At 69.4% G+C, this 15,595-nt stretch carries 13 protein-coding genes; all 13 read right to left on the reverse strand.

The annotated features are described in order from the left end of the window. Nucleotides 1–38 precede the first annotated feature (38 nt). The 13 genes from ACTWQD_RS08200 to pyrR all read right to left on the reverse strand — a co-directional run bounded on the left by ACTWQD_RS08200 (nucleotide 39) and on the right by pyrR (nucleotide 15,465). Entirely contained in the window at nucleotides 39–2,198 is a 2,160-nt protein-coding gene (locus ACTWQD_RS08200; RefSeq protein ID WP_443195661.1) for a primosomal protein N', read from the reverse strand. Nucleotides 2,199–2,415: 217 nt separating this feature from the next. Then, a complete protein-coding gene (gene metK / locus ACTWQD_RS08205; RefSeq protein ID WP_443195662.1) occupies nucleotides 2,416–3,651 on the reverse strand; it encodes a methionine adenosyltransferase in 1,236 nt (411 codons plus the stop codon). Between the two features lie 78 nt (nucleotides 3,652–3,729). Continuing rightward, nucleotides 3,730–5,016 (reverse strand): bifunctional phosphopantothenoylcysteine decarboxylase/phosphopantothenate synthase, encoded by a 1,287-nt coding sequence (locus ACTWQD_RS08210; RefSeq protein ID WP_443195663.1) that lies wholly within the window; start codon nucleotides 5,014–5,016, stop codon nucleotides 3,730–3,732. A 25-nt stretch (nucleotides 5,017–5,041) separates the two neighbouring features. Further along, nucleotides 5,042–5,302 carry a DNA-directed RNA polymerase subunit omega gene (gene rpoZ / locus ACTWQD_RS08215; protein WP_011692102.1) on the reverse strand — a complete coding sequence of 87 codons (261 nt, stop codon included), beginning with the start codon at nucleotides 5,300–5,302 and terminating at the stop codon, nucleotides 5,042–5,044. 39 nt (nucleotides 5,303–5,341) lie between these two features. After that, nucleotides 5,342–5,914 (reverse strand): guanylate kinase, encoded by a 573-nt coding sequence (gene gmk, locus ACTWQD_RS08220; protein ID WP_443195664.1) that lies wholly within the window; start codon nucleotides 5,912–5,914, stop codon nucleotides 5,342–5,344. Nucleotides 5,915–5,938: 24 nt separating this feature from the next. Then, nucleotides 5,939–6,274: an integration host factor, actinobacterial type gene (gene mihF / locus ACTWQD_RS08225; RefSeq protein WP_443195665.1), complete on the reverse strand. Its 336-nt coding sequence runs from the start codon at nucleotides 6,272–6,274 to the stop codon at nucleotides 5,939–5,941. Between the two features lie 154 nt (nucleotides 6,275–6,428). After that, nucleotides 6,429–7,310 carry an orotidine-5'-phosphate decarboxylase gene (gene pyrF, locus ACTWQD_RS08230; protein WP_443195666.1) on the reverse strand — a complete coding sequence of 294 codons (882 nt, stop codon included), beginning with the start codon at nucleotides 7,308–7,310 and terminating at the stop codon, nucleotides 6,429–6,431. Beyond that, nucleotides 7,303–10,647: a carbamoyl-phosphate synthase large subunit gene (gene carB, locus ACTWQD_RS08235; RefSeq protein WP_443195667.1), complete on the reverse strand. Its 3,345-nt coding sequence runs from the start codon at nucleotides 10,645–10,647 to the stop codon at nucleotides 7,303–7,305. The genes pyrF and carB overlap by 8 nt, the downstream gene beginning before the upstream one ends. Then, entirely contained in the window at nucleotides 10,647–11,927 is a 1,281-nt protein-coding gene (gene carA / locus ACTWQD_RS08240) for a glutamine-hydrolyzing carbamoyl-phosphate synthase small subunit (protein WP_443195668.1), read from the reverse strand. The genes carB and carA overlap by 1 nt, the downstream gene beginning before the upstream one ends. Next, nucleotides 11,908–12,426, reverse strand: a complete 519-nt coding sequence (locus tag ACTWQD_RS08245) for a PH-like domain-containing protein (RefSeq protein WP_443195669.1) — start codon at nucleotides 12,424–12,426, stop codon at nucleotides 11,908–11,910. Before ACTWQD_RS08245 ends, carA begins: the two co-directional genes overlap by 20 nt. Further along, a complete protein-coding gene (locus tag ACTWQD_RS08250; protein WP_443195670.1) occupies nucleotides 12,426–13,817 on the reverse strand; it encodes a dihydroorotase in 1,392 nt (463 codons plus the stop codon). Before ACTWQD_RS08250 ends, ACTWQD_RS08245 begins: the two co-directional genes overlap by 1 nt. Continuing rightward, complete coding sequence (locus ACTWQD_RS08255) at nucleotides 13,817–14,854, reverse strand: aspartate carbamoyltransferase catalytic subunit (RefSeq protein ID WP_443195671.1); 1,038 nt, start codon at nucleotides 14,852–14,854, stop codon at nucleotides 13,817–13,819. Before ACTWQD_RS08255 ends, ACTWQD_RS08250 begins: the two co-directional genes overlap by 1 nt. After that, complete coding sequence (gene pyrR / locus ACTWQD_RS08260; RefSeq protein WP_443195672.1) at nucleotides 14,851–15,465, reverse strand: bifunctional pyr operon transcriptional regulator/uracil phosphoribosyltransferase PyrR; 615 nt, start codon at nucleotides 15,463–15,465, stop codon at nucleotides 14,851–14,853. Before pyrR ends, ACTWQD_RS08255 begins: the two co-directional genes overlap by 4 nt. Between the last annotated feature and the right edge of the window lie 130 nt (nucleotides 15,466–15,595).

Consider the following 15,595-nt stretch of genomic DNA (forward strand, 5'->3'; position numbering starts at 1 on the left):
GGGCACGTCCACCTAGAGCACGACAGCCTGGAGCGCTTCTAGAGGACGTCCACGCCGTCGAGCCGCAGCTGTACCGGCTGGTCGGCGCGTTTGGCGGCGGCAGCGGCTTTGACCGCCCGCAGCACCCTGGTGACGTCCGCGGCCTGGGCGTACGGGATGAACAGGAGCGTGCGGACATCCTCGGTGGCGGCCGCCCCTGGTTTCAGCTGAGGCCCGCCGGGGCCGCCGGCCAGGACGAGCGGCGCCGGCCCTGCAGTCCGGAGCACAATTCCGCGGGGTTCCAGCTGCTGTTCCACCGCTTTGCTGAAGTGCCCGACGGCGGTCCGGCCGCCGGTGATGGAGGCGACCCGGACGGCCGGGGGCAGCTGCAGCTCCCGGCGGAGGGCCAGTTCCCGCTGGGCGTAGCCAGCGGGGTCCCAGCGGAGCAGGGCGCCGACCCCGGCGGCGTCGTCCGCGGTGATGACCACCAGGCCGCCGTCACCGGCGGGCCGGACCAGAGCCGCGGCGTTGAACCAGCGGCGGACGGCGTCCTCCCCCGCCCGCAGGTTCTCCCGCCGGAGCAGTGAGTCACCGTCGAGCAGGAGCGCCGCGGCGTACCCGCCGGCCGCCACCGGTTCCGCGCCGACCGTGGCCACCACCAGGGCCGGGGTCTCCGGAACCGTGGCCAGCACCCGGTCCCCGGACGAGGTGACCACCGGTTTGCCCGGGAAGGCCCGGCCCAGCTCCTCGGCGGTGCGCAGCGCACCCGTGGCGCCGCGCCGGAGCCGGACACCGTTGCAGGTGCCGCAACGCCAGGCGGGGGCCGGCGTCGAACACCAGCGGCATTGCGGCACGGCGGAACTTCCGCTGGCCCCGGCGACGGCCAGCGGGCCGCTGCAGGCGGTGCACCGCGCCGGTTCACGGCAGTTCTCGCAGGCGAGCGACGGCGCATAGCCGGCCCGCGCCACCTGCACCAGGACCGGTCCGCGCTCCAGTCCGTCCTTGGCGGCGCGCCAGGCGGCGCCCGGCAGCCGGGCGATCCTGGCCAGCGGGTCATGCTCCAGTTCGTAGCTGTCGGCGGTGTTGAGCACCCGCGGAACGGACCGGCGGACGGCCGGGCGGTCAGCCTCGACCGGGAGCGCCCATCCCGCTTCGACGAGACGCTGGGTTTCGGTGCTCCGGGTGTGGGCGGCCAGCAGGCAGGCGGCCCCCTCCTGCTCGGCGCGCAGCAGCAGCACCTCGCGGGAATGGGCATAGGGTGCCCGCTGCTCGATGTGGAGGTCGTCGCCGTCGTCCCAGCAGACCACCAGCCCCAGGTCGTGGACCGGCGCGTAGGCGGCGGACCGGGTGCCGACGGCCACCCCGGCGGCACCGCTGAGGACGCGGAGGAAGCTGCGGTAGCGGGGGGTCTGCCCGTCGTCGGCGGTAAGCCGGGCGACGTCTCCGGCCGGCAGGAGGTGCAGCAGGGCCTCCTCCACCCGGTCGAGATCGCGGTAGTCCGGGACAACGACGACGGCGCCCCGGCCGGACAGGCGCACGGCGGCCACGGCCTCGGCGATCAGCCGGGGCCAGCTCCCGGGGCCAAACCCCTGGAGCGCGCTGAGCACAGCCCGGGGAGACTCCCCCGCGGTGAGGTGGCGCAGGAACGCCGGGCCGTTGCGGTAGGGGGACCAGGCCGAGGCTCCGAGGCCGGCAGGAGCAGTTCCGGCCCCGCCGCCGCCCCCGTCGTCGGCGAGAAGCGTCGGATCCAGGACGCCGTCCGGGGCCAGGTCCTTTTCAAGCTTCGCCATGCGGGGCGGTACGGCGACGCGGAGCACGTCGCTGACGGTGCCGGCGTACCGTGCGGCAACGCGTGCGGCGAGTTCGGCGACCGGCGGCGCCAGCACCGGGACGGCAGAGACGACTTTGTGCAGCGGGACCAGCAGATGCCCGGCGTCGGATTCCGCTACGCGGTCCAGCAGGTAGCCGGAAAGGTCCTGCCCGTTGAACTTCACCTTGACCCGGACGCCCGGCTGCGCAGCCGTATCGAGCCCCGCAGGCACGCTGTAGTCGAAGGGCCGGTCGAGGTGCGGGAGGGAGGATTCAATGAGCACCCGGGCCACGGGCAGGTGCGGGGCCAGGGCCGGTCCGGACGCCTGGGCAGCGGGGGCCGGAAGGCCGTGGAGCAGGGACAGCTGCTGGGGTCCGCCGGGCACGCCGGGGGCAGGCTGAGGATCCACGGTTGGCACCACCCCCTTCACAACACCAAATCGGTCCGACAACGTCTCAGTGGCTCACAGCCACGAAGCTAACGAGCCCCGCACCCAATAAACCCAGTAGCCAGGCCCCGTCATGGCGGCCTGGCTACAGCAGATCACAGGGCACTGACAATGCCGCGACTGTGGGGTGCCGGCTGGCAGGTGCCGGCAACGTCACGTGCCGGTTGCCGGCAAGGGATCAGGCGTTGAAGAAGGCCTTCAGCTGGTCCACCCGGTCCAGCCGCTCCCAGGTGAAGTCGGGCTCCTCGCGGCCGAAGTGGCCGTGTGCTGCGGTCTTGGCGTAGATCGGGCGCTTCAGGTCCAGGGCATCGATGATGGCGCGGGGGCGCAGGTCGAAGATCTCGGCGATCGCGGCGCTGATCCGGGCCGGGTCCACGGTCTCGGTGCCGAAGGTCTCAACGTAGGTTCCCACCGGGCGGGCCTGGCCGATCGCGTAGGCGATCTGGATTTCGGCGCGCTTCGCGAGGCCTGCCGCCACGACGTTCTTGGCCACCCAGCGCATCGCGTACGCGGCCGAGCGGTCCACCTTGGACGGATCCTTGCCGGAGAAGGCGCCGCCGCCGTGCCGGGCCATGCCGCCGTAGGTGTCCACGATGATCTTGCGGCCGGTAAGGCCGGCATCTCCGACCGGGCCGCCGATGACGAAGGCGCCGGCGGGGTTCAGGATGTTCCGGGTCCGGGAGGTATCCAGGTTGGACAGTGCCAGCACCGGGTCAACCACATGGGTGGCGAGGTCGGCGCGGAGCTGGTCCAGGCTGGCGCCTTCGGCGTGCTGGCTGGAGATGACCACGGTCTCGACCGAGACGGGCCGGTTGCCGTCGTAGCCGACGGTGACCTGGGTTTTGCCGTCGGGGCGCAGGTAGGCGAGCTCGCCATTCTTGCGGACTTCGGTGAGACGCTCGGAGAGCCGGTGCGCGAGCCAGATCGGCACCGGCATGTAGGAGGGCGTCTCGTCGCTGGCGTAACCGAACATCAGGCCCTGGTCGCCGGCGCCCTGGAGGTCGTAGTCGTCCTCCTGGCGGCCTTCACGGGCCTCAAGGGAGTTGAAGACGCCGCCTGCGATGTCGTTGGACTGCTGGCCGATGGAGACCGACACGCCGCAGCGGGCGCCGTCGAAACCGTTGGCCGAGGAGTCGTAGCCGATGCCGAGGATGGTTTCCCGGACGATCTGCGGGATTTCCACGTAGGCGTCGGTGGTGACCTCGCCGGCGACGTGGACCAGCCCGGTGGTGGCCAGCGTCTCCACGGCGACGCGGGACTCGGGGTCCTTGGCCAGCAGGGCGTCGAGGATCGCATCGCTGATCTGGTCGCAGATCTTGTCGGGGTGTCCTTCGGTTACCGACTCGGACGTGAAGAGCCGGAGCGAGGCGGGCGTGGACCCGTGGAAGTCAGGGATGTGCAGCGGTAAAGTCACTCAACTACCTTACTGGTTGGAAAACGGACGTCCGGCGGCGTGTGTCCCCGTGCTAAGGAGACGTTGCTGACACCGGATTCAGGCCGGCGGGACAACGCGGCTCAGCTCGGCGCTGATGCGGTCAATCACGGCAGCCGCGACGTCGGATTTGGAACCCGACGCCTCTTGGGGTTCGGAGCCGGCGCGCGAAAGGATGACTACGGAGTTGGTGTCCTCGCCGAAGACCTTGTCCTGGCCCACGTGGTTCACCACCAGCAGGTCGCATGCCTTGCGGCGCAGCTTGGCCGTGGCGTAGTCGAGCACGTCGCCGTCGGCGTCGCCGGTCTCTGCCGCGAAACCGACAATCAGCTGGTCGCGGGAAGCGGCATCGCGGACCTCGACGAGTTCCCGCAGGATGTCCGGGTTCCGGACCAGCGTGATGACGGGATCGGCGACGTCGTCGCGCTTCTTGATCTTGGTGCCGGCAACATCGGCGGGGCGGAAGTCGGCGACGGCGGCGGCCATGATGATGACGTCGGAATCGGCGGCGGCATGTAGGGCCGCTGCACGGAGCTCGAGAGCGGTCTCCACCTTTGTGGTCTCGACCCCGGCCGGCGGCGGGACGTCCATATGGGCGGCCAGAAGCCGGACCCGGGCCCCGGCGTCGCGGGCAGCGGCGGCCAGCGCCACGCCCTGCTTTCCGGAGGAACGGTTGCCGAGGAACCGTACGGGATCCAGCGGTTCGCGGGTTCCTCCGGCGCTGATGGTGACGGTGAGCCCGGCCAGCGGGCGGCTCGACGGCGGCGCAGCCGGGACGTCGTCAGAGCCGGGCTGCGGCGCCGTGGGCGGGGCGGTCGGAGCACCGGCGAGGGCCACGGCGGCTGCGAAGATGGCTTCGGGGTCGGGCAGCCGGCCGGGTCCGGAGTCGGAGCCGGTCAGCCGGCCGGAGGCGGGCTCCAGCACGGTGACACCCCGGCTGCGGAGCGTTTCGACGTTGGCCTGCGTCGCCTCGTGCTGCCACATTTCGGTGTGCATGGCCGGAGCCATCAGCACCGGGCAGCCGCCGGCCATGAGCAGGGTGTTGGTCAGCAGGTCGTTCGCCTGGCCCGTGGCGGCCCGCGCCAGCAAGTCGGCCGTGGCGGGCGCCACCACAATCAGGTCGGCCTCATGGCCCAGCCGGACGTGGTTGACGGTGTGCACGTCGTCGAAGACGCTGTTGCTGACCGGATGCCCGGACAGTGCTTCCCACGTGGCGACGCCAACGAAGCGGGTCGCGGCCTCCGTGGGGATGACGGTGACGTCATGGCCGGCTTCAGTAAAAAGCCGGAGGAGCGACGCCACCTTGTAGGCGGCTATCCCTCCCCCGACTCCGAGGACTATGCGCACGTGAGCTCCGCCTGCGTCTGCGGAATTACTCGGCAGGTTCGATCGGGGTGGATACGAGCTTGCCTTCGTTGATCTCGCGCAGGGCGATGGAGAGCGACTTCTCGTTGAGCTTGGTGTCGACCAGCGGGCCGACGTACTCGAACAGGCCCTCGTGCAGCTGCGCGTAGTAGGCGTTGATCTGACGGGCGCGCTTGGCGCCGAAAATCACCAGTCCGTACTTCGAGTCGGCAGCCTTCAGCAGCTCGTCGATCGGCGGGTTGATGATGCCTTCAAGGTTCGTGGACACGAATTCTCCAAATTTTAGCGGGCTGATGGCGTTCCGCGCCTAGCGCGGGTGGGGGGTCAGCCCCATGAGTGAAACAAGCTCGTCTGCTGCCCGGCGAACGTCGTCATTGATGACGGTGTGGTCGAACTCCGGTTCAGCAGCTAGCTCTACTTTACCGGTTTCCAGCCGCCGCTGCTGTTCCTCGGCGCTTTCCGTGCCGCGGCCCACCAGCCGGCGCACCAATTCGTCCCAGCTGGGCGGGGCGAGGAACACGAACTGCGCGTCCGGAACTGCCTCGCGGACCTGGCGTGCTCCCTGCAGATCGATCTCCAGCAGCACGGGCCGGCCCTCAGCGATGGCCTGGTTCACCGTGCTCTTCAGGGTGCCGTACGTGTTCTGTCCGTGCACCACGGCCCACTCGAGGAGTTCGCCTGCGGCAATCAGGGATTCGAACTCCTCCTTCGACTTGAAGTAGTAGTGCACTCCGTCGATTTCTCCGGGACGGGGAGCCCGCGTGGTGGCCGAAACGGACAGCCACACCTCGGGGTAGTTGTCCCTGATGTAAGTGGACACGGTGCCTTTGCCAACAGCCGTCGGGCCGGCGAGGACTGTCAGTCCGGGTTTCTTGCTCACGTATTCCTTTGGGCGGGATTGAAGTCAGCGCGGCGGGCCGGGCTGTTTGTCGTTTATAAAATCTACCAGCGCGCGGCGCTGGTGGATTCCCAGGCCGCGGACCCGCCTCGACGCCGCGATGCCGAGCTGTTCCATGATGGCCGCGGCGCGCACCCGCCCGATGCCGGGCAGCGCCTCAAGCAGTTCCACGATCCGCATCCGGGCGATCGCGTCGTCAGTGTCCCCGGAACTGAGGAGTTCGTCAATGGACAGCTCCCCGGTCTTGAGCCTGTCCTTCGCTGCGGCCCGGGTGGTCCTGGCGGCGGCGGCCTTGCCCAGGGCGTCGGCACGCTCCTGCGGGGTGAGGGGTCGCAGACTCACTGAATGCCTCCCTGCATTGTCGGACGGACCGCGCAAACGGTCCGGCCCTGCGGGCTGAACCTCCCCAGCCGGCGCCGCGGACTTGTCCTGAACCTACCGTCTCAAGACGGAAGAAATCAATGGACGTTTGCCGCGGCCCCAGCTTGTCCAAAGGTCAGGCGGCGCGCAGCTCCTCGAGGGTCCGCTGCGCGGCGTCGCGCAGCGCCTGCACCTGCGGGCCGGCGGCGAGGATGTCGCGGCTGGAGGTGCCGAGCACCTGGCCGTAGGCGCTGCCGAAGGTCCGGCGCAGATCCGCGGCCGTGGCGCCCTGCGCGCCGAGACCGGGAGCCAGGATGGGGCCGCACACCGCAGCCAGGTCCAGGCCGAGGTCAGTCAGTGCCGGCCCGACCGTCGCGCCGACGACGAGGCCGGTTGAACCGAGCTCCCCGCTGCCCTGTTCCACGCCGTACCGCCGGTTTTCCGCCGCGGCGGCCTGGACGATCCGGCGGGCAACGGAGTCCGCGCCGCCCACGTGCTGGACCGAGGCGCCCTCCGGGTTCGACGTCAGCGCCAGGACAAACACGCCGCGGCCGCTCTGCGCCGCGAGGTCCAGTGCCGGCCGGAGCGATTCGAAGCCGAGGTACGGGCTCAGCGTGACCGAGTCCGCGGCCAGCGCGGAACCGTCCCGCAGCCAGGCATCGGCGTAGGCGGCCATCGTGGAGCCGATGTCGCCGCGCTTGGCGTCGGCGATGGTCAGCACCGCAGCCTCCGCTGCCGCGGCGAGCGTGCGCTCCAGGACCGCCATGCCCGCCGAGCCGTGCCGCTCGTACAGTGCCACCTGCGGCTTCACCGCGGCAGCGAGCGGTGCCACGGCGTCCAGGACGGTGAGCGAGAAACGCTCCAGCCCGGCGACGTCGTCGTTCAGCCCCCAGCGGGCCAGCAGGGCCGGGTGCGGGTCAATGCCGACGCAGAGCGGGCCGCGCTCCGCCATGGCCCGGCCCAGCCGGGAGCCGAAGGACTCCCGGCCGGCCGTTGCTGCACTGTCCGCCTCAGGCATTCTGCGGGACCGTGGCCGTGTTCTGCGCTGCGGCCTGGGCTGCGTTCTGCGACTCCGCCAGTGCGGCGGCGTGCTCCTGCAGGCTGGTCACGGACCACTCGTAGGTGCGCAGCGCCTCAATGGCCTGGACCGCGGCGTTGAACTCGGCCACCGTGGTGATGCACGGGACGCCGATCGACGTCGCGGCAGCGCGCAGTTCGTACCCGTCGCTGCGGGCTTCTCCGCCCGAGGGGGTGTTGAAGACCATGTCGATCTCACCCGCGACAATGAGGTCCGCAATGGTGCCCTCGCCTTCGGCGCTGGAGCCTTCCGCGACCTTTCGGACCGGAGTGGCCTGGATGCCGTTGCGGCGCAGGACGTCCGCCGTGCCGCCGGTGGAGACGATCTCGAAGCCGAGGTCCGAGAGACGCTTCACACCCATGATGACCGAGCGCTTGTCCCGGTTGGCCACGGAGACAAAGATCTTGCCCTCGGTGGGCAGCGCGTTGTTCGCAGCGGCCTGGCTCTTGGCGAAGGCGGTGTCGAAGTGCTTGTCGATGCCCATGACCTCGCCGGTGGAGCGCATTTCCGGCCCGAGCAGCGAATCCACCACCTTGCCCTCCGGAGTGCGGAAGCGGCTGAACGGCAGCACCGCTTCCTTGACGGAGACCGGGGCGTCCAGCGGCAGCGTGGAGCCATCGCCGGTTTCCGGGAGCATCTTGTAGGCGCTGCGGAGCTGGTTGATGGTGACGCCGGTGCCGATCAGGGCGGCCGCCTTCGCCATCTGCACCCCGGTCGCCTTGGAGACGAACGGCACCGTGCGGGAGGCGCGCGGGTTGGCTTCCAGGACGTAGAGCACATCCGAGGCGAGGGCGAACTGGATGTTGATCAGGCCGCGGACCCCCACACCCTCGGCGATGGCCAGGGTCGCGGCACGGACCCGCTCCAGCACGTTGTTGCCCAGGGTGATGGGCGGCAGCACGCAGGCGGAGTCGCCGGAGTGGATGCCGGCCTCCTCGATGTGCTCCATGATGCCGCCGAGGTACATCTCGGTGCCGTCGTAGAGGGCGTCGACGTCGATTTCGACGGCGTCCTCCAGGAAGCGGTCAATCAGCACCGGGTGGTCCGGCGTGATTTCGGTGGCGTTGGCGATGTAGCGCGAGAGGTTCGGCTCGTCGTAGACGATCTCCATGCCGCGGCCGCCGAGAACGTACGAGGGCCGGACCAGCACGGGGTAGCCGATTTCGTCGGCGATCTTCTTGGCGTCGTCGAAGGACACGGCGGTGCCGTTCTTCGGCGAGATGAGGCCGCCCAGCTCGAGGACCCGGGAGAAGGCGCCGCGGTGCTCGGCGAGGTCGATCGCTTCCGGGGAGGTGCCGAGGATCGGCACGCCGGCGTCGGCGAGCTGCTGGGCCAGCTTGAGCGGGGTCTGGCCGCCGAGCTGGACGAACACGCCCATCACGCCGCCGGTGCGTTCCTCGGCCGCGATGACCTCCAGCACGTCTTCGAGCGTGAGCGGCTCGAAGTACAGCCGGGTGGAGATGTCGTAGTCGGTGGAAACGGTCTCGGGGTTGCAGTTGACCATCACGGTCTCGTACCCGGCCTTGCGCAGCGCCATCGAAGCGTGCACGCAGGAGTAGTCGAACTCGATGCCCTGCCCGATCCGGTTCGGGCCGGACCCGAGGATGATGATGGACGGTTTGGCGTGCAGCGCCACCTCGTCCTCCTCGTCGTAGGAGGAGTAGTGGTACGGGGTGTACGCGGCGAATTCGGCGGCGCAGGTGTCCACGGTCTTGTAGACCGGGCGGATGCCGAGGGCCTGCCGGACGCCGCGGACGACGTCCTCTGAGTTGTGCGTGAGGGCGCCGATCTGCTCATCGGAGAAGCCGTGGCGCTTGGCGCGGGTCAGCATCTCCGGGGTCAGGGCTGCGGCCTGGCGGATTTCCGCCGAGATCTCGTTCAGCAGCTGGAGCTGGTCCAGGTACCAGGGGTCGATCTTGGTCGCCTCGAAGAGCTGCTCCACGGTGGCGCCGCCCAGCAGGGCCCGCTGGACCTGGTGCAGGCGCTCCGTGGTGGGCCGCTTGGCCTTCTCGACCAGCTCGGCCACTTCCCATTCCGGAACGTGGCTGAAGTCCAGCTGGGAGCCCTTCTGCTCGAGGGAGCGCAGGGCTTTCTGCAGTGCCTCGGTGAAGTTGCGGCCCATGGCCATGGCCTCGCCCACCGACTTCATGGTGGTGGTCAAGGTGGGGTCCGCCGCCGGGAACTTCTCAAAGGCGAACCGCGGGACCTTGACGACGACGTAGTCCAGGGTCGGCTCGAAGGAGGCCGGCGTCTTCTGGGTGATGTCGTTCGGGATCTCGTCCAGGGTGTAGCCCAGGGAGAGCTTGGTGGCGATCTTGGCGATCGCGAAGCCGGTGGCCTTGGAGGCCAGCGCGGAGGAGCGGGAGACGCGCGGGTTCATCTCAATGACGACGACCCGTCCCGTGCTGGGCTCGACGGCGAACTGGATGTTGCAGCCGCCGGTGTCGACGCCGACTTCGCGGATGACGGCGATGGAGATGTCGCGCAGCCGCTGGTATTCGCGGTCCGTGAGGGTCAGCGCCGGGGCGACGGTGATCGAGTCGCCGGTGTGCACGCCCACGGGGTCGAAGTTCTCGATGGAGCAGACCACCACGACGTTGTCGTTCTTGTCCCGCATCATCTCCAGCTCGTACTCCTTCCAGCCCAGGATGCTCTCTTCGAGCAGCACCTCGGACGTGGGGCTGTACTGCAGGCCCTGGCCCACGATCCGGCGGAGGTCGGACTCGTCGTAGGCCAGGCCGGAGCCGAGGCCACCCATGGTGAAGGAGGGCCGGACCACCATCGGGTAGCCGAGGTCCTCGGCGGCGGCGAGGGCCTCATCGATGGTGTGGATGATGTGGCTGCGGGCCGATTCCGCGCCGCAGCGCTCCACGACGCCCTTGAACTTCTCGCGGTCCTCGCCGAGCTCGATCGCGGCGATGTTGGCCCCGATCAACTCCACGTTGTATTTCTCCAGCACGCCGTTCTTGTCCAGGGCGATGGCGGTGTTCAGCGCTGTCTGCCCGCCCAGGGTGGGCAGGACGGCGTCCGGGCGTTCCTTCGCGATGATCTTCTCGACCACCTCGGGGGTGATCGGTTCGATGTACGTGGCGTCGGCGAACTCCGGGTCGGTCATGATGGTGGCCGGGTTGGAGTTCACAAGGATGACCCGGAGGCCTTCCTCCTTGAGGACGCGCAGTGCCTGGGTGCCGGAGTAGTCGAATTCGGCCGCCTGGCCGATCACGATCGGGCCGGAACCGATGACCAGGACGCTCTTAAGGTCAGTTCTCTTGGGCATTACTTCTTGTCCTCAGTCTTGGATTCGGTGGAAGTCGTTGCAGCTGCTGCTGTCTTTGTCTCCGACTGTGCAGAAGCGTCCGCCATCAGTTCGATGAAGCGGTCGAAGAGGTAGGCCGCGTCATGCGGGCCGGAGGCTGCCTCGGGGTGGTACTGGACCGAGAAGGCCGGGATGTCGAGGCAGGACAGGCCCTCGACGACGTCGTCGTTGAGGCTCACGTGGCTGACCTCGACGCGGCCGAACCGTTCCTCGGGGGCCTGCGTGGCGCCGTCGAGCGGGGCGTCGACGGCGAAGCCGTGGTTCTGCGAGGTGATCTCCACCTTGCCGGTGCGGCGGTCCATCACGGGCTGGTTGATGCCGCGGTGGCCGTAGCGCAGCTTGTAGGTGCCGAAGCCCAGGGCGCGGCCCAGGATCTGGTTGCCGAAGCAGATGCCGAAGTACGGGATCTTCTCGTCCAGCACCGAGCGGAGCAGCTTGACCTGGTTATCGGCGGTCGCGGGGTCGCCGGGGCCGTTGGACATAAAGAATCCGTCCGGGTTGACCGCCTGGACGTCGGCCAGGGTGGCGGTGGCCGGGAGGACATGTACCCGGACGCCGCGCTCGGCGAACCGGATGGGGGTCATGCGCTTGATGCCGAGATCGATCGCCGCGATGGTGAACCGCGGTTCGCCGTCCCAGCCCCAGTCCTTGGGCTCCACGATGTAGGCCTCGTCCACGCTGACTTCCTCGGCCAGCCGGGAGCCCTCCATGGGGGCGCTGGCCAGGACCGCGTCCAGGAGCTCCTTGTCAGTGCCGACGGCGTCGCCGGAGAAGATCCCGGCGCGCATGGTCTTGTGTTCGCGCAGGTGGCGGGTGATGGCGCGGGTGTCCACGCCCTGGATGCCGACGACGCCCTGCTCCGCCAGCTCCTCGTCCAAGGAACGTTCGGAGCGCCAGTTGGAGGGGCGCCGGGCGGCCTCGCGGACGATGTAGCCGGCCACCCAGATCCGCCGGGACTCGGCGTCGTCCTTGTTCACACCGGTGTTGCCGATGTGCGGCGCGGTCTGCACCACAAGCTGCCGGGCGTAGGAGGGGTCCGTGATGGTCTCCTGGTAGCCGGTCATGCCGGTCGCGAATACGGCCTCGCCGAGGGCGGTGCCGGTGGCGCCGTAGCTGGTCCCGCGGAAGATCCGGCCGTCCTCGAGGACGAGGACGGCTGCTTCCGGTGCTGCGGAGGCTGTTGCTGCTGTTGATGTCATGTGGTTCGGGTCCGTCACGTCGTTACTTTCCACTATCGGCATTGGCCTGGGGGGCCGCGGGGATCAAATCTTGCAGGGCGTTGAGGAGGGTGGCTTTGTCGCCGGCGTGCCGGGTGCGGAACCCGGAGTCCAGTTCACGGCTGCCCAGCATCCAGCTGAGCACCAGGAGCCCGTCCTTTTCGACGAACTTTCCGGCCATGCCGCTTTCCTGCCGCACCCCGGTCAGGCTGGCGGCCGGGATGAACACCGGCCCTGCGCCGGACCGGTCGAACAGCACACCCTCCGGGTGGACGCTGAGTTCGGCGTTGGTCCGGATTCCGAGGTTGTGCACGGCAATGCGGTCCAGCCAGTCGCCGGCGGTGGTGGTGGCCACGTACTGGCCGTCCGCCACGGCCAGGGCGGCACCGAGCGCCGCGGGCATCTCCGGCAGGGGCTCGACGTCGGACTGGCGGCGCAGCCGGTTCCGCCAGCCGAGCCAGATGAGGGCCAGCGCGACGGCGATGAGTACCAGGGTGAGGAGGAGGGAGAGTTCTTTGACCATCAGAAGCTGCCTGCCGCTGCGGTGCCGGGCAGCTCCGGTGTTTCGGCAAGCCACCTATACGGGGTGTTGAGTTTGCCGTCGAGGACGGTGGGATGGCCCTTGAAGAACGTTGCCACCACCTTGCCGGGGAGTTCCCGGCCGGCAAACGGAGAGTTGCGGCCCATGGTTGCCATCTTAGAAGGGTCCACGGTCCAGCGCGCAGCCGGGTCCACGAGTGTGACGTTGGCGGGTTCGCCGACGTCGAGCGGGCGGCCCTGGTCGGCCAGCCGGCCGATCGCGGCGGGGGCGGTGGATGTGACGCGGGCGAAGTCGGCCCAGCCCATCAGGCCAGTTTCGATCATGGTGTGCTGCACCACGGACAGCGCGGTTTCCAGCCCGGTCATGCCCATGGCCGCCTGGGCCCACTCGCATTCCTTGTGCTCGCTTGGGTGCGGGGCGTGGTCGGTGCCGACGACGTCGATGGTGCCGTCGGCCAGCGCGGCGCGCAGGGCCTGGACGTCGGCGTCGGTGCGCAGCGGCGGGTTGACCTTGTAGACGGGGTCGTAGCTGCGGGCGAGTTCGTCGGTGAGCCAGAGGTGGTGCGGCGTGACCTCGGCGGTGACGTTGACGCCGCGGGACTTGGCCCACCGGATGATCTCGACGGAGCCGGCGGTGGAGACGTGGCAGACGTGCAGCCGGGAGCCGACGTGCTGGGCCAGCAGGACGTCGCGGGCGATGATGCTTTCCTCGGCGACGGCCGGCCAGCCGGTGAGGCCCAGGACGGCGGAGACCTCGCCCTCGTTCATCTGCGCGCCGGCGGTGAGGCGCGGCTCCTGCGCATGCTGGGCCACAACGCCGTCGAACGCCTTGACGTATTCCAGCGCGCGGCGCATCAGGACGGGATCGTGGACGCAGATGCCGTCGTCGGAGAAGACCCGGACGTGCGCGCGGGAATCGGCCATGGCGCCGAGTTCGGCGAGCTGCTCCCCCGCGAGGCCCACCGTTACGGCGCCCACCGGGCGGACGTCCACCCAGCCGGCGGTGCGGCCCAGGGTGAGGACCTGCTCGACGACGCCGGCCGTGTCAGCCACCGGGGTGCTGTTCGCCATGGCGTGCACGGCGGTGTAGCCGCCCAGGGCGGCGGCGCGGGTGCCGGTCTCCACCGTTTCGGCGTCCTCGCGGCCCGGTTCGCGCAGGTGCGTGTGGATGTCGACCATGCCGGGCAGGGCGACGAGCCCGGCGGCGTCAATGACTGTTACGTTTCCCATCCCCGCGCCGTCCGCGGACAGGTCCCGGCCGCGTTCAGCGATGATCCCGTCGCGGATCAGGAGGTCTTCGGGGGCCCCGCCGAGAATGGCGGCGCCGCGGATCAGGTAGGCGCCGGCGCCGGCGTCGTGCTGCTGTGATGCCATTAGTGGCTCTCCTTGGTGGCGTGGGCCGGGTTGTTCGCTGCGGAAAGAGTGGAAGCGGGGTGGTGCGCCGGTTCGCGGGTGTCCCCGGACAGCAGCAGGTACAGGGCCGCCATGCGGATGGACACGCCGTTGCGGACCTGCGCCAGCACCGTGGACCGGGGCGAATCGGCAGCGGCGGAGGAGATTTCCAGGCCGCGGTTCATCGGCCCGGGGTGCATGATGATGGTGTCCTTGCAGCCCAGGCGGTCCAGGGCGCGGAGACGGTTGTCGTCGAAGCCCCAGCGGCGCGAGTATTCGCGGGTGGTGGGGAAGAAGGAGGCGTTCATCCGCTCGCCTTGCACGCGCAGCATCATCATCGCGTCGACGCCGCCGGCCAGGGTCTGGTCCAGGTCGTAGCTGACCTTGCAGGGCCACTTTTCGACGCCGATCGGGAGCAGCGTCGGCGGGGCCACCAGGGTCACGTCGGCGCCGAGTGTGCGCAGGAGCCAGACGTTGGATCGTGCCACGCGGGAGTGCAGCACGTCCCCGGCGATCGCGACCCGCATGCCGGTGAGGTCGGCCCCCGCGGACGGGGTGCCGGCAAGCCGCGCCCAGTGGCGGCGCATGGTGAAGGCGTCCAGGAGGGCCTGCGTGGGGTGTTCATGGGTGCCGTCGCCGGCGTTGATCACTGCGGCGTCGATCCAGTCCGTGGCGGCGAGCCGGTGCGGGGCGCCGGAGGCCCAGTGCCGGATCACGACGGCGTCGGCGCCCATCGCGGAGAGCGTCTGGGCCGTGTCCTTGAGGGATTCGCCCTTGGAGACGGAGGAGCCTTTCGCGGCGAAGTTGATGACGTCGGCGGAGAGCCGCTTGGCGGCGGCCTCGAAGGAGATCCGGGTGCGGGTGGAGTCCTCGAAGAACAGGTTGACCACCGTCCGGCCGCGGAGCGCGGGGAGCTTTTTGACTTCGCGCTCCCCCACGGCCGCCATTTCCTCGGCGGTATCGAGGATGCGGACGGCGTTGGCCAGGCTCAGGTCTTCAGTGGACAGCAGGTGCCTCATGCGGTGGCCTCGATGACCACTTCGTTCACGGGGGAGCCGCCTGTTTCCCCGCCGCTGGCGGAATCGGTTTCCTCGAGCCGTACCCGGACTTTCTCGGCCGAGGAGGTGGGGAGGTTCTTGCCGACGTGGTCCGCGCGGATGGGCAGTTCGCGGTGGCCGCGGTCGATCAGGACCGCGAGGCGGACGATCCGCGGACGGCCGAGGTCGATCAGGGCGTCCAGGGCGGCCCGGATGGTGCGGCCGGAGTAGAGGACGTCGTCGATCAGGACCACGACTTTGTTGTCGATGCCGGTGCGCGGCAGCTGGGTGGGGTACACCGGGCGGGTGCCCTGGTGGGAGAGATCGTCGCGGAACATGGTCACATCCAGCTGGCCGACGATCGCGGCGGGGTCCACGGTGGGATCGGCGGCGGCAATCTTGGCGGCGAGCCGGACGGCGAGGGGGTAGCCCCTCCGCGGGATGCCCAGCAGGACCAGGTCCTGGGAGCCCTTGTTGGACTCGAGAATCTCATGGGCGATACGAGTGAGTGCACGGTCGATGTCCGCCTGGCTGAGTACCACTCGGTTAAGAACAACCTTGGCCGGAACCGGTGCTTCTGGAACAGAAGTCAACGCTCGTCTCCCCTTTCCCCGCCTCACGGGACGGAATTAAAAAAGGATTGTTTGCCTTTCAAAATTACCACAGCGCGGATGGCGCCCCGGCGGCGCGGGCATGCGTTTAAGCTCACACGGACATAGGCTC

The organism is Pseudarthrobacter sp. 1C304 (genome assembly GCF_052245515.1).
Taxonomy (GTDB): domain Bacteria; phylum Actinomycetota; class Actinomycetes; order Actinomycetales; family Micrococcaceae; genus Arthrobacter.